We start from the raw sequence: 24,941 nt of genomic DNA, 5'->3' as shown, positions 1-24,941 counted from the left end.
GCTCCTTACTGTAGTTAGTAAGGAGCTTTTTAGTGTCATTTTCGCAAAAGCGAAATCAAAAACTTATTATACTTCAATCGCAGGTACTTCATAACGCCATCCAAAAGGATCTTCAGCGCGATTCGCTTGTAATTCGGTCAATTGTTTTTTCAGTTTAGTGGCGTAAGCATCTTCAACTAGAGGAAGATCAAAAGCTTTCTCTTTGTGTGTGAAGCCCGAGATAGGAGAGATCACTGCTGCGGTACCTGCACCAAACATCTCTTTAAGTGAGCCATTTTCTGCAGCCTCAACAATTTCTGCAACTTTTACCGGACGCACTTCAACATTGATGCCTTGGCTTTTTGCCAATTCGATCAAACTTTTACGGGTGATCCCATCAAGAATGCGATCGCTGGTAGGTGCCGTAATAAGCGTGTCGTTCACTCTGAAGAAAACGTTCATGGTACCTGCTTCTTCTAGGTATTCGTGCGTGTTAGCATCTGTCCATACTACTTGATTATAGCCTTTTTCTTTTGCTAATTCAGTAGGATAAAACTGTGCTGCATAGTTACCGGCAGCTTTTGCATAACCTACACCGCCGTCTGCAGAGCGGCTATAGTGATCTGCAAATAATACTTTTACCTGACCGCTGTAATAAGCTTGAGCCGGTGCACAAATGATCACAAATTTATACTCGCTAGAAGGCGATGCCGAAACACCATTTTCAGTAGCGATTACAAAAGGACGAATGTAAAGCGAATTGCCTTCTCCAGATTTAATCCAATCTTTATCTAGATTTAAAAGTGTATTAAGACCGTCAAAGAAATACTCTTTGTCAAAAGCAGGCATCGCTAGGCGCTCTCCCGATTTGTTGATACGGTTGAAGTTCTCTTCAGGGCGAAACATAAAAATGTCGCCATTGTCATCTTTGTAAGCTTTCATACCCTCAAAGACGGCTTGACCATAATGAAAAACCTTTGCTGAAGGATCCATTTGCAGTGGACCATAAGGAAGAATTTCCGGCGTTTGCCATTTTCCGTTTTTGTACTCACAAACAAACATATGGTCTGTAAAGACGGTACCAAAAGCGAGATTACTAAAATCAACCTGATTGATTTTAGTCTCGGCGATCTTGGTTACTTTTAATGTATCTGTCATTATTATTGAATTTTATCTTGCAAATTTATCATTTTCTCAAAGTCCGTGTGTGCAAGATTTCATTAAATTTACAGGCTCCCCTATTTTTAAATAAATTATACACGATGAAAAAGTATTTAGTATTAGCATTTTTAGGTATTGGTTTAATCGCTTGTAAGGAAGGCGCTTCAAATCAAGAAGATGTAGCGACAGTTTCAGAAGAGCTTACCAGCGAAGAACCAGGGGTTTTTGGAGAAGAATTCAAGAACGAAGCGACGCTCACAGCTTTTGAATTAGGTGATATTTATAGCAACCTTAAAGTGGGGGACACCATCAATGTAACCTTTGAAGGCCCAGTTCAAGAAGTGTGTCAGGCAAAAGGGTGCTGGATGCAAGTTGATGTTGGGGCGGCAGACCCGGTGATGATCAAGTTTAAAGATTATGGTTTTTTTGTACCTAAGGACATAAAAGACAAAAAAGTGGTTGTTCACGGTGAGGCTTTTATCAGCGAGACATCGGTAGAAGAGCAGCAACATTATGCTAAAGACGGTGGTAAATCTGAAGAAGAAATCGCTGCGATCACGATGCCTAAAAAGACCTTAGGCTTTACTGCGAGCGGAGTTAAAATCGCAGAGTAGGTTGAAACGTAAAATCGTAACCACCGGTGACGGCTCTACGACCATTCAAATTACAGACTGGAACGAGCAGTACCACTCGATGCACGGGGCTGTACAAGAAGCGAGGCACGTATTCTTAAAAATGGGATTGGATTTCTGGATGAATGAAAACCCTGATCAAAACAGCCTTCATATTTTAGAAATAGGTTTTGGTACCGGTTTAAATGCGCTGCTAACCTTGATGCATGCAGAAAAATCTTCGGTAAACCTTTTATATGAAGGAGTCGAAGCCTATCCTGTTTCTTCTGAAGAACTAGCGCAGCTTAATTATCTGGAAGCTGCAGATGCGCAGGCATTTGAAGCAGTTTTTGAAAAGATGCACCAATTACCTTGGGAGCAAACCGAAATAATTACGGAAGCTTTTCAGCTTAAAAAGCGTAAGCAAACCTTTGAAACACTAGAAGATCAAGATCAACACGACTTGATCTATTTTGATGCTTTTGGTGCGCGCGTGCAACCCGAACTTTGGGAGGAGCCTATTTTTGAAAAAATGTACCATGCTTTAAAGGCACGCGGAGTACTTGTAACGTATGCAGCTAAAGGAAGTGTGCGTCGTGCGATGCAAGCTGTGGGCTTCAAAGTAGAGCGCTTGCCGGGACCTCCGGGAAAACGCGAAATGCTTCGGGCGGTGAAAGTTGGAGCATAAGCCTTCCCTAGCGGAACAATTCCCAGTCTAATTTCAAAGAGAAAATATTAGAATAGATCGCAGCGCTTTGATCTCCAATATCGGTTAGTGCATAATCAATATGAATCCCTTTGTATTGAAAACCTACGCCAATGTTAGGTTGAAAACCTATACGGTTGCTTCCGTCGAGCTGGGTGATTTCTTGAAAGTTGCCAACACCGGCTCTAATGAAAACAAGACCGGTATAACCAAATTCTATTCCTGCCGCCGGCGTAGCACTTACAGCAGCGCTTGAGAGAATATCATTGGTTTGTGTAAAGCGCATCATCAAATCAACTTCAGCTTTAATCGAATAATCGTAATTAATAAGCCAATTACGTGCGACGCCCAATTGTAATTTTGGGATGGTAACTTCCAGTGTTTCTGGTAATTCCTGATTTTGACCTTCAACCGCATCGCTAATCGTAGCAAATTGTTCTTCATCTATAGCCCATGTATTTACCGATGTGGTAATGTCACGCGCCATAGCTCCAAAATGCCATTCCCCCACGCTGTACTGCACGCCTAAGTCAATCCCAAAACCCCAGCTCGATGCAAAATCTCCTATAATACGCCGTATCACTTTTGCATTTGCTCCAATGTTAAGACCCTGTACCGGCATCTCGCGGGCAAAAGAGACAGTCAGTGCATAATCTGCGGTAGAAAATAAACTGATCCGGTTGTAGTCGATGTTCCCGTCTGCGTCAATAAGTTGGGTCGTGTTGAGAATGTCGTCCACACCAAAGCGAATCAAAGAAACACCCAGGGCTGTACGGTCGTCTAAGGGTTTTGCAAAGCCGGCATAATCGTAAAGGGCAATATTGGCAAAATAACTGGCGTGCATCAGCGCGAGTTGATTGTCCTCGAGATTTACCAATCCGGCGGGATTCCAATACCCACTGTTCACATCAGAAGTGCTGGCAGTAACGGCATTAGCCATCGCTAGAGAGGCGGCATCTACCCCAATGTTCAAAAATTCATTAGAATACGAGCGTACGGCTTGCGCTTTCAAAGAAAGAGCTGTGCATAGGAGCATAAAAGAGAGTAGAGTGCTTTTCAAGCCAAACGCCGTTTTGGTGTAAAGGTGGTCAAATCTGCTGAGAATTTAAATTTTATTTTTGGCGAAGCTAAAGGGTTTAATGCTCCTTTATTTACATCAAAATTGACAATACGTTACTTATAAATGTCTCACAGTCTTATCTGAGGTTGTTTAAGCTGAAAGCTTCGCTTGAAAACGTTAGGAGTTTCATAAGTCTTCTTTTTGACCGTAGTTTTTCGCTATTTTTAGCAGCGAAAAGAATTGTGAGATTACGCTAATAACAAACCTATGAACATCAAGAGTTATATTCCCAATGCATTTACAATGGCCAATTTATTCTGTGGAATGTTGGGTGTGTTTTTTGCAGCTACCGGGCATTTAGATTATGCAGCATATGCCGTAGTTGCCGGTGTTTTCTTTGATTTTTTTGATGGTTTTTTTGCGCGTATGTTTAAGGTGGAAGGCGAACTCGGGTTGCAGTTAGATTCTCTGGCAGATGTAGTTACCAGTGGGGTAGTGCCGGGGATGGTGATGTTTCAGATGCTGCATAAATTAGAGAACTGGAACACCGGAGAGCGCTGGGTAGAAGCCGGAATGTCCTGGGACAGTGTCTCGCTGCTTCCATTTTTAGGTTTTGCGATCACATTGGCTTCGGCATTCAGGCTGGCTAAGTTTAATATTGATACCCGCCAAACTACATCATTTATAGGATTGCCCACTCCGGCGAATGCACTTCTAATTTTAAGTCTTCCGCTTATTGTACAGTTTCAGGATTACGCGATCGCCGAAACCCTGATTACAAACACCTGGTTTTTACTGGCGCTTACTGCACTAAGCTGTTATATGCTCAATGCAGAAATTCCGCTCTTTGCCTTAAAATTTAAAAGTTGGGGCCTAGCAGAAAATAAGATCAGATATGGCTTTTTACTTTTGGCGATCATTCTTTTGTTTTGGTTGACTTTTGCGGCTATACCTGTGATCATTGTGCTTTATGTATTGCTTTCATTGATCTCAAGAGCTTGATGACTTGCCTCTTGCAACGTTCGGGTATAATGCGTGTCTTTTAAAAGAATCAAAAAAACTGAACCAATGCAAGCACAATCCTTTAAACTTACTGTTCTCTTCATTTTTGCACTTTGCTTTTCTGTAAATGCTCAAAAAACCATTTCAAGAGGCTGGACCTCCTTTGCTCAGTCTATTGAAGTGAAAACAGAACATACTGTAAAATTCAAACTTACCGGAAAAATAAAAGTGATTTCAGAGGACCCCAACGGTGTTGCCGGGCTGTGGGTGCGCGTGGATAATAAAAACAAAGAAACCGGTTTTTTTGACAATATGATGGATCGTCCCGCCACTTCATCTTCGTATCAAGAATATAGTATTAACGGTACTTTTGATGCGCAGGCAAAAACCTTGAATATTGGCGGTTTGTGTATGCAAAACGGTGCCTTCTACTTTGACGATTTCAAATTGTTTTTAGAAGATGAGACTGGGCAACTGGTTGAGGCGCCTATTGCCAATGCCTCTTTTGAAAAAAGTACTTCAGCACACCCCTTGCAAAACTGGAGCAGCGGTATTGCTGAAGGTCAACAGGTAAAGGTCAAAGAATATAGTGTTGATGTTACAGAAGATGCTGCCTCAGGAACTCAGGCACTTTTGATAAAGGGAGTGGGAGCAACACCTGCAAGACCAATGGAAATTATTGCCGAGGAAGGTTTTACTCCTCAAATGGGAGTGCTCGTAAGTATGCTTGATGCGATGAAGGAACGTGTTGAAGGAGCAGTGAGCGGGCATTCGGTTTATGAATTAGATTATTTAATGGATGATAAGGCTAACAGTATTGGCGCACTTATTTATCATCTTGCTGCAGCCGAAAAATTATATCAGGTCCTGACCTTTGAAGGGCGATTTTTTAATGAAGAAGAGGAAGCCAAATGGGGAGCTGCACTAGATTTGGGAGATCTAGGACGCGAGCAGATCAAAGGGAAAACAGCTCAATATTATTTAGATTTGTATAATGACGTTAGAGCCGAGACTAAAAAAGAGCTTGCTAAGCGTGATGATGCGTGGTTGCAAGAGGAGATTCCCGGTGCAGGAATGACCAATTTTTATGGATGGTTTCACGTAATGGAACATCAATCGAGTCATTTAGGTCAAATCTTGTTGCTTCAGAAACGTATTAAGCCAGAAGAAAAAGAAGAAGAAATTCTTCCGGCAGCGCAGCTTAAAAATTAATTATGAGCATTTCAGAAAACCTACTCAATCAAGTAAAGCAAATAAAATCCTTAGCAGAAGCGGGCCTTGTTTATAACAAAGAGAATTATGATGCCGAACGTTACGAAGAGTTGCGTGCATTGGCTTTAGAAATGATGAGTATTTTGAGCGATTTGCCGGTAGAACAGCTCACTGGTTTTTTTCTACCGGAAACAGATTATCCCACGGCTAAAGTAGATGTACGCGGACTGATTTTAAATGCTGAAGGAGAAGTTTTATTAGTTAAAGAAACCGTTGACGGTAAATGGACGCTTCCGGGAGGTTGGGCAGATGTAGGACTCACGCCTACAGAAAACGTATTGAAAGAAATCGAAGAGGAAACCGGTTTTAAAGCAGAAGTAAAACGCTTGCTGGCAGTGCTCGATAAACGAAATTATGCGCACCCGCTGCAACCGCATTACGTGTATAAATTATGCTATTTATGCGAAATTACAGCAGGTGATTTTGCGCCCAATTTTGATATTGGTGAAGTGAATTGGTTTGCGCTCGATGCGTTGCCTGAGTTGTCAGAAGATCGTATTCTTGAGGAGCAATTGAGCAAACTTGTAGCGATCGCAAAAGGGAATGAAGCTGTGTTTTCAGATTAGTGGTTATGCGATTTCCATTTGATCCTTCCTTAAGACATCATCTATTTATCGCTGTAGGCTTATTTCTATGGGTTTTTGTCTTTTTGTTCTTTACAGAGCCTCTTGATATCAAAGAGCTTTATTTTGATGAGAAGTTACTTTATTTACCGGTTTATAGCCTTGTGGCCTCTTTCGGTTATCTCTTGCTTTTGCCTTTGCAGTCTTGGCTTTATGTTTATAATGCCAGAGTTTGGAAGTTAAGTTCTGAGTTTTTGATGCTGTTTGCCTTTTCTCTTTTGGGGCTCGTAATGGTGCGTCTGGTATATTTATTTGTTGTAGTTCCTTATGAGCCCAACCCATATTCCTTATTGTATTTTATTAAATCTATTTACATCCCGGCGCTTTTGGTGGTTTTGCCTATTGTTGAGGCGGGGAGGTATGGTCTTGGTCGTTATCTGGAGAAAAGGGAAGAAGAACAAAAAATCACTATTTCCGGATCGGGCAATTATGAGGGGTTTAGATTGGCGTGGAACCAACTCATTATGATAAGCAGTGCAGATAATTATGTTGAGGTTAGTTATACCGAAGACAATCGCGTTAAAAAACATCTCATACGAAATACACTAAGCGCTGTTGCTTCAGATTTACCACAATTGCTTCGGGTGCATCGTTCGTATTTGATCAACCCCGATCATTATAAGTATATAAATTCTGAAAATGGCAAGTTCAAGATCACGATGATTCACGATTTGCAATGTTCGGTTTCAAAAACCTATCTCCCTAAGGTTAAAGACGTACTTGATTTCACCACAAACTAGCGGTGTTTCATCCCAAACACCCATGAATAGAGGCTTGGCTTAAAGTCGCTTTTTAGATTTGTCTCATCAAACTTTTAAAAATCGAACCGATGAAGACTGCTCTTAAAATTAAGATTTCGCTCTATTTTCTTTGTTTAATTATGCTTTCAACCTGCTCTTTAATGGCGCAGGAAGCTGCTTGTGATTGTTCAAAGGATCTGGAGTTTTTGGTAAATGTTTTAAAACAAAGTCCTGCTTATAAGATCGATTACGGCAAGAACACTTCCGGGTTTGATAAGGCTGCGGAAGTTCTTTTAGCAAAAGCTGAAAGCACAACTTCGATTTTTGATTGCTATGTTTTACTGGCCAAAGCGGTTAGTCTTTTAAATGACGGCCACAACAGTTTATATGGAATACAGCAAGAAGTTGCTGAAGAATTAACGGAAGCCGAGAAAATTACAGCTTATCAAGAAACTGATTTTTATGCTATGTATCCGCATTTTGATGCTGTTTCAGAGCTTCAGCAAAGGCTTAAAACAGTTCCAGAAAGCGCGGTTGAAGGAGTCTATTCGGCAGGTTCTAAATTAAAAGTAGGCGTTGTAAAACGTAAAGGTGAAGAGGGGTATGAGATGCGCATTCTAGAATCTCAATTGCCTTTATGGAGCGCAGGAGAACAGTTAGGAATCTTACTGCCGCAGTCTCAGGGGAAGTTCATTGCGGTAATGGGGAATTATCAGACCAAAACCCCGATGATGATCAGAACTGGACTGAACAACGGGACATTTTTCAGTCTGAGCTTGAAAAAGCATGTTGATCAAAAAGACTTTTGGCTCCCAAAAAATACTGAAGAAAACTATCAGTTTGAAGGTTTGGACAGCGAAGTTTCTTATATCAAAGTGGGGAGTTTTAGCGGTTTTAATCCTACGCTTTCAAAGGCCGAAGCATTCTACGAGACTTTAAAAAACAAACAGCTGGGTGATCATCTTATCGTTGATCTAAGAAATAATTATGGAGGAGGAGATCGTAATTCTAAACTGTTGTACAAAATACTCAGGCGCTATGCTAAAAGGCATCATCTCTATATTTTGATCAATCAAAATACGGCAAGCAATGCAGAACAGTTTGCGTTAAAAATGCGCGCTTTAGACAATGTGATGGTGTTAGGAGATTATTCTAAAGGAATATTGACCTACGAGCTTGAGGGTAAATCGCATAAATTACCCAGTGGTTATTTTAAATTGAGTCTTTCTTCAAAAGCACATAAAAAGTATTTGCCTTATGAAGGAATTGGAGTAACGCCAGATGTGTTTTTAGAATATTCGGCAGATTGGATCGAGCAAACCCGAGCCTATATCAAAAAATAAAAACAGGTTTTTTTATTGAAACAATTTCTTTTTACGCAGTTCAAAGTTTTGACCTAAATACACTTTTCGCACCATTTCATCTGCAGCCAACTCTTCAGGAACACCGTGTTTTAGGATGCTTCCTTCAAACATAAGATAGGTGTGATCTGTAATGGCAAGCGTTTCCTGAACGTTATGGTCGGTAATTAAGATTCCGATATTCTTTTGTTTCAGTTGCGCGACAATGCGTTGGATGTCTTCAACCGCTACCGGGTCAACTCCGGCAAAAGGTTCGTCAAGCAAAATAAAATTGGGATTGGTTGCGAGCGCGCGCGCGATTTCGGTACGGCGGCGTTCACCACCAGAAAGTAAATCTCCGCGGTTTTTGCGAATGTGCCCCAAGCTGAATTCATCGATGAGTTCTTCCATTTTGGCAAGTTGTTCTTTCTTGCTCAATTTGGTCATTTGCAGAACGCTCAAGATATTCTCTTCAATGCTCAGCTTTCTAAAAACCGAAGCCTCCTGAGCCAAATACCCAATACCGTTTTGTGCGCGTTTGTACATCGGGTATTTAGTAATGTCTTTATTGTCGAGGTAGATCGTTCCGCCGTTAGGCTTAACAAGTCCTACGATCATATAAAATGAAGTGGTTTTTCCTGCACCATTGGGACCTAAAAGTCCTACGATTTCGCCTTGCTCAACTTCAACCGAAATGCTTTTTACCACTTTTCGGCCTTTGTAAGACTTCATTAAATTTTCTGCTCGTAGTTTCATGTGTTTTAATTTAAAATACCACGTTTACACAACGCAGCTTTTAAGACTCAAGTATTATTTTGAAGCGTTTTCTTCAAGAACCTCCCAGTATTCATACGCACGACGCAAATGTGGGATCACGATCGTACCACCAATTAATGTGCCGATGCTAAGCGTTTCCATAATTTGAGCTTTGGTAACCCCTTCTTTGTGGCAGCTTTCTAAATGGTAGCGCACACAATCGTCACAGCGCAAAACGGTAGAGGCAACAAGACCTAAGAGTTCTTTGGTTTTTACGTCTAGAGCTCCGGGAGCAAACGCGTTGGTGTCTAAATTAAAAATGCGGTTGATGATCTTGTTTTTATCACCTAGAATTTTCTCGTTCATTTCTGAACGGTATGCATTAAATTCTTCAACTTGATTTAAGGTCTTTTCTGACATATATAGGGGTTTTATTGTTGTTTGTTGCGTTTTTGAGCGCGTTTCAGTTCGCGTGCTTCTTGTCGTGTTACAAATGCTGAAATAAAAATACTTACTTCATATAAAATCAAGATAGGTATTGAAACAATGACCTGAGTTGAAATGTCTGGCGGAGTGATTACTGCCGAAACGACAAGCACGATGATCAAGGCGTATTTGCGATACTTTTTAAGGAATTGCGGAGTGACTAAACCTATTTTGGTAAAGAAATAAATGATGATTGGCAATTCAAAAATAAGTCCTGCGGCTAGTGCGCTGGCACGTACTAAGCCGATGTAGGAGCCAATGTCAAATTCGTTTTTAACCATATCACCTACAGTGAAGCCGGCTAAGAAATTGATTGAAAGCGGCGCAATGATGTAGTAGCCAAAAAGCACTCCCATAAAAAACAGCAGCGATGAGATCATGATAAAGCCTCTCGAGTTTTTACGTTCCTTTTCATAAAGTCCGGGAGAAATAAACTTCCAGAATTCATAGATCACATAGGGGAATGCTACTACGATACCTACAATAATCGAGGTCCAAATTGCAGCATTGAACTGCCCGCCCATCGTACGGTTCTGAATGGTAAAGTCCATCTCATTAACACAGCCTTTGTCTGAGCCTACCATTTGTGCTACTTTACACAGTAACTCGTATGAAATAAAATCTGGATTAGCCGGAGCAAATATGATCGAGTCAAAAATAAAGTCCTTAAAAATAAAAGCAACCGTACCTACAATGACAATAGCCAAAGTTGCTCGTATAAGGTGCCATCTCAGTTCTTCAAGATGATCTAAAAAGGACATTTCGTCCGGATTTGCTTGCGTGTTTTTCGCCATTATAGAATTCCTTCTTTAATTAAATCGTGCAAATGTACCACACCTGCATAATTATTATCGTGATCTACAGCCAAGAGTTGTGTAATACTGTTTGTTTCTAGAATATCAAGGGCTTCGGTGGCCATTGCATCTGTAGTAATTTGCTTGGGGTTTTTGCTCATAATACTTTCTGCGGTAAGGCCTGTGAGCACTTCATTCTTTTCAAGCATGCGTCGTATATCACCGTCTGTGATAATGCCTACGATTTTATCGTCTTTGGTTACGGCAGTCACTCCCAGTCTTTTTTGTGAAATTTCGATAATTACCGCTTTTATGGGAGTGTCGGGTGCTACTTCTGGTTTGTCGTTTAGTGCAGTAAGGTCACTAACGCGTAAATACATTTTCTTTCCTAAAGCACCGCCGGGATGATACTTGGCAAAATCTTCTTTTGAGAATCCGCGAAGGTCTAAAAGTGCTAAGGCCAGCGCATCGCCCATAACCAACTGCACCGTGGTGCTGGTGGTGGGTGCTAAATTATGCGGGCATGCTTCTTTTTCGGCGTAAGCCAAAATAAGCCCATCTGCATTTTTAGCAAGAAACGAATCTTTATTTGAAGTCATTGCGATCACCGTATTCTCTTGATTTTTGATCAGGGGAATCAACACTTTTATTTCGGCAGTGTTTCCGCTGTTTGAAAGACAGATCACTACATCCTCTTTCTGAATAGTGCCCAAATCTCCGTGTATAGCATCAGCCGCGTGCATAAAAACCGCAGGTGTTCCTGTAGAGTTTAAGGTCGCTACTATTTTTTGCGCTATAATTGCACTTTTACCAACGCCCGAAATAATTACCCGGCCTTTGGCGTTGTAAATACAAGAAACAGCTTTAGCAAAGTCTTGGTCAATAAGGGTGTGGAGATTAGCGACAGCTTCGAGTTCCATCGCGATGGTTCGCTTGGCGCTGTCTAGAATCTGCTCGTAGGTGTTCAAAAGATATAAGATTAAGCCGTTTGTTAGTGCTGTAGAAATTACTATATTTAGAATACAAATGTATGCAAATTTGAATAAGCTTTAATGAGTTCAGAAGAAATAGACTTACACGCGTCCCTTAAAAAATATTTTGGTTTCAGCCAGTTTAAGGGCTTACAGGAAGATGTTATAAAAAGCATTATTGAAGGGAAACATACTTTTGTGATTATGCCCACCGGAGGCGGAAAATCACTATGTTATCAATTACCTGCTCTAATTAAAGAAGGAACAGCAATTGTTGTGAGCCCTTTAATTGCATTGATGAAAAATCAGGTCGATGCGCTAAGAGGCATTTCAAAAGAAAATGGTATAGCACACGTGCTGAATTCGTCTTTGAACAAAGGGGAGATCAAACAGGTGAAGGAAGATATCGCTAACGGAATTACCAAACTGCTATACGTTGCTCCTGAATCTCTTACTAAAGAAGAGAATGTTGAGTTTTTAAGGTCGCAAAAAATAAGTTTTGTAGCGATCGATGAGGCGCATTGTATCAGCGAATGGGGACACGATTTTAGACCAGAATATCGAAATCTAAGACAGATCATCAAGCGTATAGGTGATGATATTCCTATCATCGCGGTTACTGCTACTGCAACGCCTAAGGTGCAGGAAGATATTATGAAGAACCTCGGGATGTCTGGCGCAAATGCGTTTAAAGCTTCTTTCAATAGACCGAATTTATACTACGAAATACGACCAAAAACCAAAAATGTTGATGCAGATATCATTCGCTTTGTAAAACAAAATCAAGGCAAAAGCGGAATCATTTATTGCCTTAGTCGAAAACGCGTAGAAGAGCTCGCGCAAGTTTTACAAGTAAACGGAATTTCTGCTGTGCCCTATCACGCAGGGCTCGACGCAAAGAGTCGCGTCAAACATCAAGATATGTTCTTGATGGAAGATGTAGACGTGGTGGTGGCAACCATCGCTTTTGGGATGGGAATCGATAAGCCTGATGTGCGTTTTGTGATTCATCACGATATCCCCAAAAGTATAGAAAGTTATTATCAGGAAACCGGCCGTGCCGGAAGAGACGGTGGCGAAGGACATTGTTTGGCATATTACAGCTATAAAGACATCGAGAAACTCGAGAAGTTCATGAGCGGTAAGCCTGTAGCTGAGCAGGAAATCGGTCATGCTTTGCTTCAAGAAGTGGTGGCTTATGCCGAAACGTCGATGTCGCGAAGAAAATTCATACTGCATTATTTTGGGGAAGAATTTGATAATGAGACCGGCGAAGGTGGTGATCTGGATGATAATGTGCGTAATCCTAAGAAAAAGCACGAGGCTCAAGATGATGTGGTCAAGCTCTTAGAGGTGGTAGACAAAACCGGAGCGATTTACAAAGGCAAAGAGTTGGTTTTTACCTTGGTAGGTAAATCAAATGCCATCATCTCTTCACATAAAACGGATGCCGATTCTTATTTTGGCTGCGGAAAAGATAAAGAGTCGTCGTATTGGAAAGCCTTGTTGCGTCAGGTTTTAGTGGCGGGTTATTTGCGTAAAGATATCGAGACTTATGGTGTGATCAAGCTTACTCCAAAAGGTAAAGACTTTATTAAAAATCCTGAATCTTTTATGATGACCGAAGATCACGCTTATGATGAAAGCGCTGATTCGGTCGCTGTTGCCAGCGGTGCTAAAGCTGGTGGAGGAACCGATCCTAAACTGGTCGCGATGCTGAAGGATTTACGCAAGAAAGTTGGGAAACGCAAAGGAGTGCCGCCGTATATTGTATTTCAAGATCCTTCTTTAGAGGATATGGCGATTAAATATCCAACCTCGATCGCAGAAATGGCCAATGTATTTGGTGTTGGTGAAGGTAAGGCTAAAAAATACGGGCGCGAGTTTGTAGAATTGATCGCTGCTTATGTTGAAGAACATGATATTCTCAAACCTGATGATCTAGTAGTAAAATCTACTGGATCTAATAGCGGACTAAAATTATACATCATTCAAAACGTTGATCGTAAACTTCCGCTTGATGATATAGCATCAGCTAAAGGGTTAGAAATGCCTGAATTTGTTAAAGAGATGGAAGCTATTGTCTATAGCGGAACCAAGCTCAATATCAATTACTGGATCGAAGACATTCTGGATGAAGATCAGCAGGAGGAGCTTCACGAATACTTCCTTGAAGCTGAAACCGATAAGATCGAAGCTGCTCTTGATGAATTTGACGGCGATTACGATGAAGATGAACTGCGTCTGTATCGTATCAAATTTATTAGTGAAGTCGCGAATTAAAAGCACTTACTCAGTTATTCTATTCTATTCATTTGTTGACAACTTTTAACAAAGTTACTCTGTACTACAGTTTCATAATTAAATGTTAAAAGTTATATTTGTCGGAGATGCAATCCCGACTTGTATGAATATACTTACAGATTCGTTGCTTTTCCCTAAAAAATGGGACTTAAGTCAGCGGAGCTTTGCCTTAAAGTCACGTATTTACGGGCAAAAGATCTTTCCTTTCATCGTCAAATTATTTTTTTTGGCGCTCTTCGCGACACTCGGGTCGTGCATTCCAACCAAAAAGTTAACCTACCTTCAAGAGACTCAAGCTGCGCAAGACAGCATTATTCAGGTTAACCTTCAGCAACAACCTTATCGAGTTCAAGTTAATGATGTTTTAAGCATTCGTGTTAAAGCATTAGATCAAGAATTGGTAGCTCTTTTCAATCCGCAGGCGGCCTCTGAAGAAGGAGGTAATTTAGGAGAAGGTTATTATTATGACGGTTTTGCTGTAGATCGCCACGGGGCAATTCGCTTGCCAACGCTGGGAGAAGTTCAGGTTTTAGGATATACAACCGAAGAGATTCGCGAAATTATAGAGAAAAAACTCCTAGACGATTACTTTACCGAAGAAGCCAATATATTCGTAACCGTTAAGTTAGCGGGGATCAAATATACCATTGGAGGAGAAGTGGGAAGTCCCGGAGTGAAAGTAGAATTGGTAGAGCAGCTGTCTTTATTAGATGCCATTGTAAATAGCGGTGATATTTCAGAATATGGTGATCGAACCGATGTGTTGATCATTCGTCAATATCCGGGAGGGAAGAAGATTCATCATATCGATATGACCAAGATCGATGCACTCAATTCGCCGTATTATTTTATTCAGCCCAATGACGTGATCTTGGTTAACCCGTTACCACAAAAATCCTTTGGAGTAGGAACCACCGGGTTACAGTCTTTAACCACTATTGCTTCTATATTAACTCTAGCAACCACAACCATTCTTTTATTTGCACGCCTTTAGATGGAAGATGAATTTGAAATAAAAGATTTACAAAACTTCTTTGACTTCAGAGGTTTTCTGCTGAAGATCCTTGCGTGGTGGCCGCTTTTTGTGGTGTGTATAGGTATTGCCTATTATATCGCACATTACAAGAATGTACGCCGTCAAACGGTGTATCGTATGAGTAATATGATCACGGTAAAAGATGATCAGAATCCCTTTTTTACTTCAAATACCAGTTTGACCTTCAACTGGGGAGGAACCACAGATAAGGTTCAAACAGCCATCATTTTGCTACGTTCCAGAAGTCATAATGAGACGGTGGTTGAGCAATTGCAGTATTATGTAGACTATTTACAGCAGGGGGAATATCATTTGGAAGATATTTACGGGGCAACACCTTTTGTTGTAGATGTTAATACCGCACGGCCTCAGCTTTTAGGGAAACAAGTAAAAGTTGTTTTTACAAGTGCTACCGAATATGAGTTATCGATCGATTTTAACGGGGGCTCGGGTTCTGCTCAAAATTATGACACAAAAGAAGTACTCAACTTACCTTTGCCTGCTGCACCCATTTCGGGATCTTTTGCGCTTGGAGACCCTGTAGATCTTCCTTATCTCAATTTTAAATTGAACCCTTCCGGATTACCGCCGGAACTGGGGAAGGAGTATATAATTCGCTTCAATAGTTTTAATGGTGTTGTAAGTCGTTACCGTGATATAGGCATTAGTCAAACGCCATCAGGATCCAGTATTCTTACCTTAAGCTTAACCGGAAATAACAAAGCACGTTTGGTAGATTATCTAAATGCGTCCGTACGGATTTTGGCCGAAACCCAGCTGGAGCGTAAGAATTTATTTGCGACCAAAACCATTCAGTTTATCGATAGCAGCCTTGCTGTAAAATCGGTAGAGATGAAGAATGTGCAGGAAGAGCTGGATAAATTCAGAGATGAAAACAGCAGCATCGGTATAGGAAGTAGTGAAGAAAGCCTGATCGCGAAGATCACTGAGTTGGATGCGCAAAAGCAGAATCTGGAGCAACGCTTGCAGTATTATCGAGACTTAGAAACCTATTTGCGTACGCGAGAAGATTATGGTACCGATATTCCGGCGCCTTCCATAACCGGAATCGGGGAAGGAAGCGTGACGAGTAGCGTTTCCAGTATTATCGAATTAGCCGAAGAACGTCGGCGTTTGGCCTACACCGCAAAACCCAATAATCCGGCTTTTAGAGACTTAGACCGTCGTATTGATGCAATTAAAGCTGTGCTTTTTGAAAACATGGCTTCGAGTCAGCAAATCTTGCGCGGACAATTGCAGGAAGTGCGTAATGAAATTGCAGCAACTGAAGGGCAAATGCGTAAGCTGCCGCAAGAACAGCAGCAGTTGTTTGGTATACAACGGCGCTATAACCTAACCGAAGGAGCTTATGGGGTGTTTTTAGATAAACGCAGCCAAGCCGGGATTGTAAAAGCAGCCAATGTCTCGGATATCGTCATCATTGATGAGGCTAAAGATACGGGGGGAGGGGCTATTGGTCCTAATACAGAGGTGAGCTATGTAATGGCGATCGTAGGTGGTACGGTGGTACCTTTGATCATCGTATTTTTAGTGTTTTTCTTTGATACTAAAATTGGAAACCCTAACGAGATCAAACGCTTATCAAGCATTCCGGTGCTGGGTGCGATAGGCAAGAGCGCTTCAAAAAACAATCTGGTGGTTATTGAAGATCCGCGTTCGGCAATAGCTGAGGCCTTTAGAGGCTTGCGATCGAGTCTTCAATTTATCTATAGAAAGCAACAGCTTGAAGGCGCAAAAACGGTGCGTGTTACTTCTTCAGTAAGTGGAGAAGGAAAGACCTTTTGCAGTATCAATCTTGCCAGTGTATTTGCCTTAAGTCAGCGTAAAACCGTATTGGTTGGTTTAGATCTTAGAAAGCCAAAGATCTTCGGGGATTTTGATTTGCCCAATGTCAACGGGGTTGTGAATTATCTTATTGGTGATAGCACTTTAGAAGAAATCATTCAGCCAACTAAAATTCCACATCTAGATGTGATACTCGCAGGGGCTGTTCCGCCAAACCCGTCTGAGTTATTGATGAGTAGTCAAATGGATGTGCTGATGGAAGCGCTCAAGAAAGAATACGACTATATCATTTTAGATACACCACCTGTAGGATTGGTGTCTGATGCTTTAGAGCTTGACACCTATGTGGATGCTACTTTATATGTAATTCGACAGCATTATACGAAAAAAGGTATGTTGCGGTTGATCAATGATAAGTACAAGAAAAAGGAGATCACTAACATCAGTTTTGTGTTGAACTATTTCAGTGCCAAAAGCAAGTTGGGATACGGTTATGGTTATGGGTATGAATACGGCTATGGCTATGGAAAATACGGCGAAGCCTATCGCCAAAAGAAGTCCGGAGGTATAGCTAGTCGTGTCAAGCGCAAAATGAAACGAGCAGCTCGCTGGATCAATGAACAATTGGAGCATTAAGTAATGGCAGAAGAGGAGGATTGGTTGTATGAGATCAATGCGAAGCAATCGTTGCTTGCTATTGATTTTAAAGAGATCTGGCGATACAAAGATCTGTTGTTGCTCTTTGTGCGGCGGGATATTGTTTCCGCCTATAAGCAGACGATCTTAGGGCCGTTATGGTACTTAATTCAGCCGTTGTTTACCGGAGTGATCTTTACGTTGGTATTTAACAATATCGCAAGTATTCAAACCGGAGGGGCACCACCTTTTCTTTTTAATTTGGCAGGGATCACTATGTGGAGCTATTTTTCACAGTGTTTAAATACAACCTCCAATACTTTTGCTAGTAATGCGGGTTTGTTCTCTAAAGTATATTTTCCACGGATCATCACCCCACTGTCTCAGGCGATTTCTGCCTTGTTTAAGTTGAGTATACAGTTGCTCATCTTTGCTTGTTTTTATGTGTATTTTGTGTTGAAGGGCTACGCATTACAACCTGATGTTACGCTGTGGTTGTTTCCGGTGGTGTTGGGAATCCTGGCCGTTTTAGGCTTAGGTTTAGGGATGTTGATCAGTTCGTTGACCACGAAGTACCGGGATTTTAGAATCCTGATCGGGTTTGCGACGACCTTGTTGATGTATGTCTCTGCGGTGATGTATCCTATTGCTGAAGTGAAAAATAGTAACAGTTTAAGTGCATATGCCTGGTTGATCGAACTGAATCCTATTGCGATCCTTATTGAGGCCTTTCGGTCTATGAGTCTTCAAGAAGGGCTTTTTGATTGGGGACTTTTGGGATATTGCGGGGTGCTTAGCCTAGCGGTATTTTTTATTGGCTTGATCGTTTTTAACCGAACCGGGAGGAATTTTATTGATACGATATAACTGAAAGTCGATAGGTTTTAGTCGATAGCTGGTAGTTGGTAGCTTGAAGGAGATAGTGGTTAGTCGGTAGCTTATAGTCTATAGCTTTTAGGTCTTAGTCCGTAGGTTTTTTTAAAATAAGGAGTGCATTATGAAGGAGGTTAGTTTTGATTTTGAGGGATTGAGCGTTTATCAGAAAGCGCTGGATTTTATTGATGAAGTATATAAACAAACAGAATCATTTCCGAAGTAGGAGCTTTACGGACTCAGCTCTCAATTTATCAGAGCAGCCTGTTCCATATCGTTGAACATTGCGGAAGGTAAAGGCGATAGTAATGCGCAATTCAACAGGTTTTTAAATATTGCTAAGAATTCGGCGAAAGAATGTGTGGTGTGTTCCACAATTGCTTTTAGGCAGGGTTATATTAAAAAGTCAAAGGATTTGGACAATCGCCAGCAGCTAGCGGAGTTATTGAAAATGATTGCTGGGCTGCAACGGTTTTTAAAAGAAGGATAGCTTTTAGCTGTTAGGTAATAGGCGATAGCTCTTAGCTTTTAATATTACCAACTGACTATCGACTATAACCTATTAGCTACAGCCTAATTCCCAATATAAAATATGTCAGATATTATCCTCAAAGCCGAAAATATTTCTAAACAATACCGACTGGGAACGGTAGGGACGGGTACGTTGCGGGATGATCTTAAGCGGAATTGGGCACGTTTACTAGGTAAGGAAGATCCTTTTTTGAAAGTAGGTGCGGTAAATGATCGCAGTCAGCAATCGACCGAGGACTATGTATGGGCATTGCAAGACATCAACTTTGAGGTTAAACAAGGGGAGGTTTTAGGAATTATAGGGAAAAATGGAGCAGGAAAATCTACTTTACTTAAAATTCTTTCCCGTGTTACTGCACCAAGTACCGGAGTTATTAAAAGCCGGGGCCGGATTGCCTCTTTACTTGAAGTAGGTACGGGTTTTCATCATGAATTGACCGGGCGTGAAAATATCTATTTAAATGGGGCCATACTTGGGATGCAAAAAGCGGAGATCACCCGAAAGCTCGATGAGATCATTGCTTTCTCCGGGTGTGAACGTTATATCGATACGCCCACCAAGCGCTATAGCAGTGGGATGACCGTACGTCTGGCCTTTGCGGTGGCTGCGCATTTGGAACCTGAGATCCTTGTTGTGGATGAGGTGCTTGCGGTGGGAGATGCTGAATTTCAAAAGAAAGCTATTGGAAAGATGCAGGATATATCTCAGGGAGAAGGGAGAACTGTATTGTTTGTTAGTCATAATATGGAAAGTGTTCGCAATCTGTGTACACGCGGACTTTTACTGGAGCATGGAACTTCTATTTTTGATGGAAGTGTGGATGATACTGTTGGACATTATTTGAGTTTGGGAGTCCAAAGGAATACATCAGACCGCATCTCAATAAGTGATTATGAACGAAGCGGAACCGGTATGGTAAAAATAAATTCTGTTCGCTTTTTAAATGGCGGTCAGTATCAGAAACCAACGACCGGAAAGCCTTTAGATATTTGCTTTCACCTAGAAAGTGCTATTGCTTATCAAATAAAAGATGTGAGGCTTGACTTTCGCATAGATGATATTACCGGTAACAGGTTGCTATGGTTTAGTACCAAAATGCAAGGTGAAGACGGAAGTTCAACTACTTCAAATACAATCGTTTTTAGTCTTGATAAATTACCGCTTAATTCCGGTTCTTATTGGGTGACTACGCATTTGACTTATAAAGGAGAAGTTACAGACTGGGCTAAAAATGCTTTTCAATTTGAAGTGGCTGAAGGGTTTTTCTACAAAGGTTATAAAGAGGTAGCTTCCAGTCAGAGTAAGATTTTAGTCGACTATAAGGTGTCTTATGATGTTTAAAAAAATAAAGCGTATTGTTAATGAACTTAGAGTCAATCAGAGGAAGACTTTAGCTGCTCAAGAAAAAAATCGATACGCACAAGAGCAAGTTTATGCGTCCAATAAATTGAGTGCTATTTTGCCAAAGTCTCATTTTATACCTGAGACCGGATGGTCTATGACACCAAAAGCCTTATTGCATTGTTTGAATATCATCCAAATTCAAAAAGCTACCACTATTATTGAGTTTGGCAGTGGAGCAAGTACCATCTATATCGCTCAAATTCTTAAAAATCAAGGTGTGGATGCTACATTTTATTCTGTAGAGTCTGACTTAGATTGGAAAGCAGCTATAGAAAAACAACTTGAAGTGTTGGGCCTTGATACTTATGTTAGCCTAGTACATTGCCCGATAGTTCGCGTTTCAAAGGAGCTTTTATATAAGGAGCAACAAACGTGGTATGACACCAAGGTGCTAAGCAATGAGATAGGAGCTGCTATTTTTGATTTTGTTTTGGTCGATGGACCCTTTGGAGGAAGTACGCCTTATGCGCGATACAGTGCTTATCCTTTTTTGAAAGATCATAGTCATACAGACACGGTATGGTTTCTTGATGATACCGGCAGACCTATGGAGCGTGAAATTATACAAACCTGGCAAGCCAAGAGTAATTTAAACGTTAGTTTATATAAGCGGTATGGGGTTATGGCTTCTGCATCTAAATTTGATGCTAGTCCATATGCTTTTCAATAAAAAAAGCCGATTAAGTGTTTAACCGGCTTTCTTAACGCATAGTTTAGACTACACGTACGATGTTCAAAGTATTGAACGCCCCATTGTTGAGGTGGTATTGTACTCCGTTCATTTCCTGAAAAAAGGAGAGTTGTAGCAGCATCATCGTGATGCCGGCCCCTGTAACCGCAGCCGGAGCAAGTGTCACGTTATCTGATGTCAGGTTGATGGGTAGATTCACCGGATCGCTCAGTTGTAAATCCATGACTTCGGTTGTGAAATCTAAATTTAAGAAGGCCGATTGCAAGGTGACATGGGTAGCTCCCGGGGGAGCAACCAACTGGGTGCCGGGAATAAAGTCGAGAATACTGATCTCACCGGTGGTTGTGTTCACGGTATAGTCGGCACGAAGCACTTGCGCCAGAATTGCATTTTCATTACAATCAAAATTTTGTAAGAGTGCTTTGCCTTCGGGAGTGGTCAGGCCCACCGCAGGATTCCGTAAACCTCTTGAAGAGATTGTGTCCTGATTTTTGATCAGCATCATTGTGCTCATAAGTCTTGAAGGCAAGGTGTTGTCTTTAGAATTACAAAATAGTACGTAGAGCGCGCGCCGAAGTATTTTACCTGCGGTTGCTGCTAAGCCAAATTCTTTGGCGTTTTCCCGAGTACGTATAAATGCCGGGTCGTTTTGAATACGCTCTTTACTGATACCGCCTTTGGTGCGAATGAAGTAGCCGTTTTTTCCTTTGTAGAAGGTTAAGTCGTCGAGCGTACCTTCAATTTTAATTAAGCCTTTGAGTACAGCCATACTGATATGTGTGTTAAATTAAATGCGTTTATTGGCACCGCCAAAGGGTTTAATAGTCAGAGGCTTGCCTCGAAATTGAAAATTCGTTTCCAAGCAATGCCTCATGGGCCTGCCTTTGTCGGCAGACAGGCTTGCCCTGAGGTAGTTTAATTCTTGTTTCTTAAGTACAGCAGGTCTAACCTGTTGGTGACTTCTTAGGAATATGCAGCTAAAGCAAACTTATAACGCCGAAATTAAGCTGCTTTTTAGGTTAAGGCAATTGGGAGTGGTCATTCCTGCCGATTTTGCCGTTATTGCCGATTCTGCCGGAATCAGGTGTTTTTTTAATGGAGGTCTAGCACGCTTTACCTACGCTTTATCTGCGCCTTTGCTACGGATGAGCTACGGCGTTGTCAAGTACTATGGAGAAGACTAACAATGTATCTCTAAAAAAATGATTTTAGAAGTTTTAAGTTATGCAAGAACATCCCTTAGTTTCTATAATCATCCCAACCTATAACCGGGCAAATCTGATCGGGGAGACCCTTGATTCTGTATTAGCGCAAACTTATACCAACTGGGAATGTATTGTAGTGGATGATGGAAGCACGGATACAACTGATGATGTTCTTGCAGCTTATGTAGAGAAGGATTCTAGATTTCAATATCATCATCGACCCAACAATCGACCTAAGGGGGCTAATGCGTGTAGGAATTATGGATTCGAATTGAGTGAAGGAGAGTATGTGAATTGGTTTGATGATGATGATTTGATGTTAAGTCATAAATTACATGAAGGTGTAAAAGAACTAGAAAAGGGATTGTTCAATTTTATGATTTGCCAATCAGAAATGTATAGTTTGAAAGAAAACAGAACTAAAGGATTAAGATGTCAAAAGTTAGTGTCTCAAAATCCACTTAATGATTATATACAATTTAAAATCTTCTGGTTAACAGGAGCACCACTTTGGAAAAAAAAATTTTTAATAAAGAATAAAATTTATTTCAATGAAAAGTTATATCAATCCCAAGATTATGATTATCATATTCGAATCCTAGCATTAGGAGAGTCATATAAAACTTCTGATAGAATTGGAGTTATGATTCGTGAACATGAAAAGAACATGTCAAATAGTATTGTGGACAACCATCACAAATTTTTATCAAATGTAATTGTGAGGTTTTTGGTACTAAAGAACTACAATCACCTAATAAGTCAGGAAACTAAACGCTATCTATTTACAATACTTTATCAATATTTTTTAAAATCTGTTGGTTCTCAGGATCTTGGGACTCGGATGAAAACTTATTCATATGTAATAAGAAGTTTAATATACGTTAATAATCCGTTACAGTCAAAGCTATTAGCGTCTGTAAAGTGGTTTTTAGGAACAATTACAAAAAAATCTATTTATCTGAAACCTTTAAAGATACTTATATAAAAGTGATAAGTATAATAATACCCTGTTATAATCAAGGAGAATTTATAAGTGATTGCATAAAGTCTGTTAAAAATCAGTCTTACACGGATTGGGAGTGTATAGTTATCAATGACGGGAGCACTGATTACTCTAAAATAGTAATTGAGGAGGAAATAGCTAATGATAATCGTTTTGTTCTCATTAATCAAGAAAATAAGGGGCTAAGTACTGCGCGTAACATCGGTATTGCTTTAGCGACAGGAAAATACATACTACCCTTAGATGCGGATGATCGAATTGATAAAAATTTTATATCCAAATCATTTGAGGTTCTCTCGAATAATCCAGATATAAAGTTGGTTTATACTTTAACTGAATTTTTTGGTAATATTCAAGGTGTTTGGAAATTACCATCGTACTCTCAAAAACAATTAAGTAGAAATAATATTATTCCCTGTACAGCAGTATTTAAAAAGGAGGACTGGGTTGAAGTTGGAGGGTATGACGACAATCTTATCTACGGCTGGGAAGATTGGGATTTTTGGATAGGCTTACTTAAGGGAGGGGGAAGAGTTTTTCAAATTAAAGAGGTCTTGTTTTATTATAGAAAAAAGGAAAACTCCATGTTGAATGCAATGACAAAAAAGCATATGGAGTACTCTTTAAATTATTTAAGCATAAAACACGCAGATTTTTTTGTTAGGCATTACGGTTCGTTTAAAAAACTAGAAGAAACTATATTCAATTTAGAAGATAGACAATTTAGATTATTTAGCAGCAAGAGATTTGTTTTGGATCTATTTTTTAGAAAATTTTTGCACCTAGCTCTATTTTCTAAGTATGACAAATTACATAAAAGTGAGTAAAATACATTTTCTAGCGTACTATCTGCCTCAATACCATCCAATTCCAGAAAACGATAAATGGTGGGGGAAAGGTTTCACTGAATGGACTAACGTGACAAAGGCAAAACCATTATTTCGAGGACATAAACAACCCAAATTACCTGCGGATTTGGGTTTTTATGATTTAAGGCTCCCTGAAATTCAAGAGGAACAATCAGAGCTAGCATTGGATAACGGTGTAGATGGTTTTATCTATTATCAATATTGGTTTGGAGGAAATAAATATTTACTTGAACGTCCGGCGGAACAAATGTTAGAAAACAAAAAGGTTAAAATTCCTTTTTGTTTTTGTTGGGCAAATGAGACCTGGAAAGGAATATGGCATGGGGTTGATAGTCCAGATACAATCGTGAAACAGGAGTATGGAGATGAAGCAGATTATAGACGGTATTTTGATTATTTATTGCCCTTTTTTAGGGATGAGCGCTATATAAAGGTTGAAAATAAACCAATGTTTCATATCTACCGGATAGAAGATATTCCAAATTTTAAGTATTTTTTAGAGCTTTTTAATTTCTGGGCTATTCAAGAAGGATTCAATGGAGTTCATTTTATCGCTACAATTGTTAACGATTTAGAAATAATTAAATCTAATGAACTTATTTTTGGCCAAGTAGGTATTGATATATTTAGAAGGATGAGATATAACCAAGATACTTGGTTTAAAAATGGCTCATTTTTAAATAAAATTGAAATGAAGTATAAAAGCCTCATTGGACATACTAATAAAATAGGCGAGAGGAAACGCCCCTTAATATTTGATTACAAAAAAGGGGCAAGATTATTGTCTCAAAATATACCTCATAAAAAATATATTCCCTGCGTTTTTCCAAATTGGGATAACTCTCCAAGATCAGGAAAGAAATCTCTTATATTTAAGAATGCCACACCAAACGCTTGGAAAGAACATTTAAAACATACAATAGAGGTTTTAAAAAGCAAACCAGAAAACCCGCAAATAATAATTATTAAATCATGGAACGAATGGGCAGAAGGTAACTATCTTGAACCTGATCAAGAGTTTGGTATTTCTATGCTAAAAGTGGTAAAGGAATTAAAGTTGTCTTTAAAAGGTTAAGTTATA

Annotated in this window: 24 protein-coding genes and 1 pseudogene; 18 read left to right on the top strand and 7 right to left on the bottom strand. The window is 40.1% G+C overall.

The window, feature by feature from the left end:
• Positions 1-66: 66 nt before the first annotated feature.
• Positions 67-1,137: a branched-chain amino acid aminotransferase gene (locus tag MED217_RS14440; RefSeq protein WP_009781284.1), complete on the bottom strand. Its 1,071-nt coding sequence runs from the start codon at positions 1,135-1,137 to the stop codon at positions 67-69.
• A 104-nt stretch (positions 1,138-1,241) separates the two neighbouring features.
• Here MED217_RS14440 and MED217_RS14435 point away from each other — a divergent pair, with 104 nt between their 5' ends.
• Both MED217_RS14435 and mnmD read left to right on the top strand, forming a co-directional pair.
• A complete protein-coding gene (locus tag MED217_RS14435; protein ID WP_009781283.1) occupies positions 1,242-1,754 on the top strand; it encodes a DUF4920 domain-containing protein in 513 nt (170 codons plus the stop codon).
• Position 1,755: 1 nt separating this feature from the next.
• On the top strand, positions 1,756-2,439 hold the full coding sequence (gene mnmD, locus MED217_RS14430; protein ID WP_009781282.1) for a tRNA (5-methylaminomethyl-2-thiouridine)(34)-methyltransferase MnmC2: 684 nt from the start codon (positions 1,756-1,758) through the stop codon (positions 2,437-2,439).
• 7 nt (positions 2,440-2,446) lie between these two features.
• Here the strand turns inward: mnmD and MED217_RS14425 are convergent, their stop codons facing one another.
• Positions 2,447-3,493, bottom strand: a complete 1,047-nt coding sequence (locus tag MED217_RS14425) for a putative type IX sorting system protein PorV2 (protein ID WP_009781281.1) — start codon at positions 3,491-3,493, stop codon at positions 2,447-2,449.
• A 291-nt stretch (positions 3,494-3,784) separates the two neighbouring features.
• Here MED217_RS14425 and MED217_RS14420 point away from each other — a divergent pair, with 291 nt between their 5' ends.
• From MED217_RS14420 to MED217_RS18630, 5 genes are all read left to right on the top strand, one after another.
• Positions 3,785-4,519, top strand: coding sequence for a CDP-alcohol phosphatidyltransferase family protein (locus MED217_RS14420; RefSeq protein ID WP_009781280.1), 735 nt, complete (start codon positions 3,785-3,787; stop codon positions 4,517-4,519).
• Between the two features lie 66 nt (positions 4,520-4,585).
• On the top strand, positions 4,586-5,731 hold the full coding sequence (locus MED217_RS14415; RefSeq protein WP_009781279.1) for a DinB family protein: 1,146 nt from the start codon (positions 4,586-4,588) through the stop codon (positions 5,729-5,731).
• Positions 5,732-5,733: 2 nt separating this feature from the next.
• Positions 5,734-6,357 carry an NUDIX hydrolase N-terminal domain-containing protein gene (locus MED217_RS14410; protein WP_009781278.1) on the top strand — a complete coding sequence of 208 codons (624 nt, stop codon included), beginning with the start codon at positions 5,734-5,736 and terminating at the stop codon, positions 6,355-6,357.
• Between the two features lie 5 nt (positions 6,358-6,362).
• Positions 6,363-7,154, top strand: coding sequence for a LytTR family DNA-binding domain-containing protein (locus tag MED217_RS14405; RefSeq protein ID WP_009781277.1), 792 nt, complete (start codon positions 6,363-6,365; stop codon positions 7,152-7,154).
• A gap of 161 nt (positions 7,155-7,315) precedes the next feature.
• Positions 7,316-8,497, top strand: coding sequence for a S41 family peptidase (locus tag MED217_RS18630; protein WP_230199277.1), 1,182 nt, complete (start codon positions 7,316-7,318; stop codon positions 8,495-8,497).
• A gap of 12 nt (positions 8,498-8,509) precedes the next feature.
• Here the strand turns inward: MED217_RS18630 and lptB are convergent, their stop codons facing one another.
• The 4 genes from lptB to MED217_RS14380 are packed head-to-tail and all read right to left on the bottom strand — an operon-like array spanning position 8,510 to position 11,498.
• Entirely contained in the window at positions 8,510-9,250 is a 741-nt protein-coding gene (lptB, locus tag MED217_RS14395; protein ID WP_009781275.1) for an LPS export ABC transporter ATP-binding protein, read from the bottom strand.
• Positions 9,251-9,304: 54 nt separating this feature from the next.
• Positions 9,305-9,670, bottom strand: a complete 366-nt coding sequence (locus MED217_RS14390; RefSeq protein WP_009781274.1) for a carboxymuconolactone decarboxylase family protein — start codon at positions 9,668-9,670, stop codon at positions 9,305-9,307.
• Between the two features lie 11 nt (positions 9,671-9,681).
• Positions 9,682-10,530, bottom strand: a complete 849-nt coding sequence (tatC, locus tag MED217_RS14385) for a twin-arginine translocase subunit TatC (protein ID WP_009781273.1) — start codon at positions 10,528-10,530, stop codon at positions 9,682-9,684.
• Positions 10,530-11,498, bottom strand: coding sequence for a KpsF/GutQ family sugar-phosphate isomerase (locus MED217_RS14380; protein WP_009781272.1), 969 nt, complete (start codon positions 11,496-11,498; stop codon positions 10,530-10,532). The genes tatC and MED217_RS14380 overlap by 1 nt, the downstream gene beginning before the upstream one ends.
• Positions 11,499-11,582: 84 nt before the next feature.
• Here MED217_RS14380 and MED217_RS14375 point away from each other — a divergent pair, with 84 nt between their 5' ends.
• From MED217_RS14375 to MED217_RS14345, 7 genes and pseudogenes are all read left to right on the top strand, one after another.
• Positions 11,583-13,784, top strand: coding sequence for a RecQ family ATP-dependent DNA helicase (locus MED217_RS14375; protein WP_009781271.1), 2,202 nt, complete (start codon positions 11,583-11,585; stop codon positions 13,782-13,784).
• A gap of 124 nt (positions 13,785-13,908) precedes the next feature.
• Positions 13,909-14,799, top strand: a complete 891-nt coding sequence (locus MED217_RS14370; RefSeq protein ID WP_009781270.1) for a polysaccharide biosynthesis/export family protein — start codon at positions 13,909-13,911, stop codon at positions 14,797-14,799.
• Positions 14,800-17,283: an exopolysaccharide transport family protein gene (locus MED217_RS14365; protein WP_009781269.1), complete on the top strand. Its 2,484-nt coding sequence runs from the start codon at positions 14,800-14,802 to the stop codon at positions 17,281-17,283.
• A gap of 3 nt (positions 17,284-17,286) precedes the next feature.
• Positions 17,287-18,150 (top strand): ABC transporter permease, encoded by an 864-nt coding sequence (locus tag MED217_RS18940; protein ID WP_009781268.1) that lies wholly within the window; start codon positions 17,287-17,289, stop codon positions 18,148-18,150.
• 244 nt (positions 18,151-18,394) lie between these two features.
• Positions 18,395-18,646, top strand: a pseudogene (locus tag MED217_RS14355) (four helix bundle protein); the annotation flags it as partial.
• 102 nt (positions 18,647-18,748) lie between these two features.
• Positions 18,749-20,029, top strand: coding sequence for an ABC transporter ATP-binding protein (locus tag MED217_RS14350; RefSeq protein ID WP_009781265.1), 1,281 nt, complete (start codon positions 18,749-18,751; stop codon positions 20,027-20,029).
• Entirely contained in the window at positions 20,019-20,762 is a 744-nt protein-coding gene (locus MED217_RS14345) for an O-methyltransferase (protein WP_083778030.1), read from the top strand. The genes MED217_RS14350 and MED217_RS14345 overlap by 11 nt, the downstream gene beginning before the upstream one ends.
• Positions 20,763-20,805: 43 nt before the next feature.
• Here the strand turns inward: MED217_RS14345 and MED217_RS14340 are convergent, their stop codons facing one another.
• Entirely contained in the window at positions 20,806-21,552 is a 747-nt protein-coding gene (locus tag MED217_RS14340) for a hypothetical protein (RefSeq protein WP_009781263.1), read from the bottom strand.
• A gap of 202 nt (positions 21,553-21,754) precedes the next feature.
• On the opposite strand from MED217_RS14340, the gene MED217_RS14335 reads away from it, so the two are divergent.
• From MED217_RS14335 to MED217_RS14320, 4 genes are read left to right on the top strand one after another with little or no spacing between them, the layout of a single operon-like run.
• Entirely contained in the window at positions 21,755-21,967 is a 213-nt protein-coding gene (locus tag MED217_RS14335) for a hypothetical protein (protein ID WP_009781262.1), read from the top strand.
• A gap of 40 nt (positions 21,968-22,007) precedes the next feature.
• A complete protein-coding gene (locus tag MED217_RS18625; RefSeq protein WP_009781261.1) occupies positions 22,008-22,973 on the top strand; it encodes a glycosyltransferase family 2 protein in 966 nt (321 codons plus the stop codon).
• Positions 22,974-22,975: 2 nt separating this feature from the next.
• Positions 22,976-23,818: a glycosyltransferase family A protein gene (locus MED217_RS14325; protein WP_050759333.1), complete on the top strand. Its 843-nt coding sequence runs from the start codon at positions 22,976-22,978 to the stop codon at positions 23,816-23,818.
• A complete protein-coding gene (locus MED217_RS14320; protein WP_040533660.1) occupies positions 23,811-24,935 on the top strand; it encodes a glycosyltransferase WbsX family protein in 1,125 nt (374 codons plus the stop codon). The genes MED217_RS14325 and MED217_RS14320 overlap by 8 nt, the downstream gene beginning before the upstream one ends.
• Positions 24,936-24,941 lie beyond the last annotated feature (6 nt).

It is taken from the genome of Leeuwenhoekiella blandensis MED217 (assembly GCF_000152985.1).
GTDB lineage: Bacteria > Bacteroidota > Bacteroidia > Flavobacteriales > Flavobacteriaceae > Leeuwenhoekiella > Leeuwenhoekiella blandensis.
The sequence above is the reverse complement of the archived record's forward strand: the minus strand, read 5'-3'. Positions and strand labels throughout refer to the sequence as shown.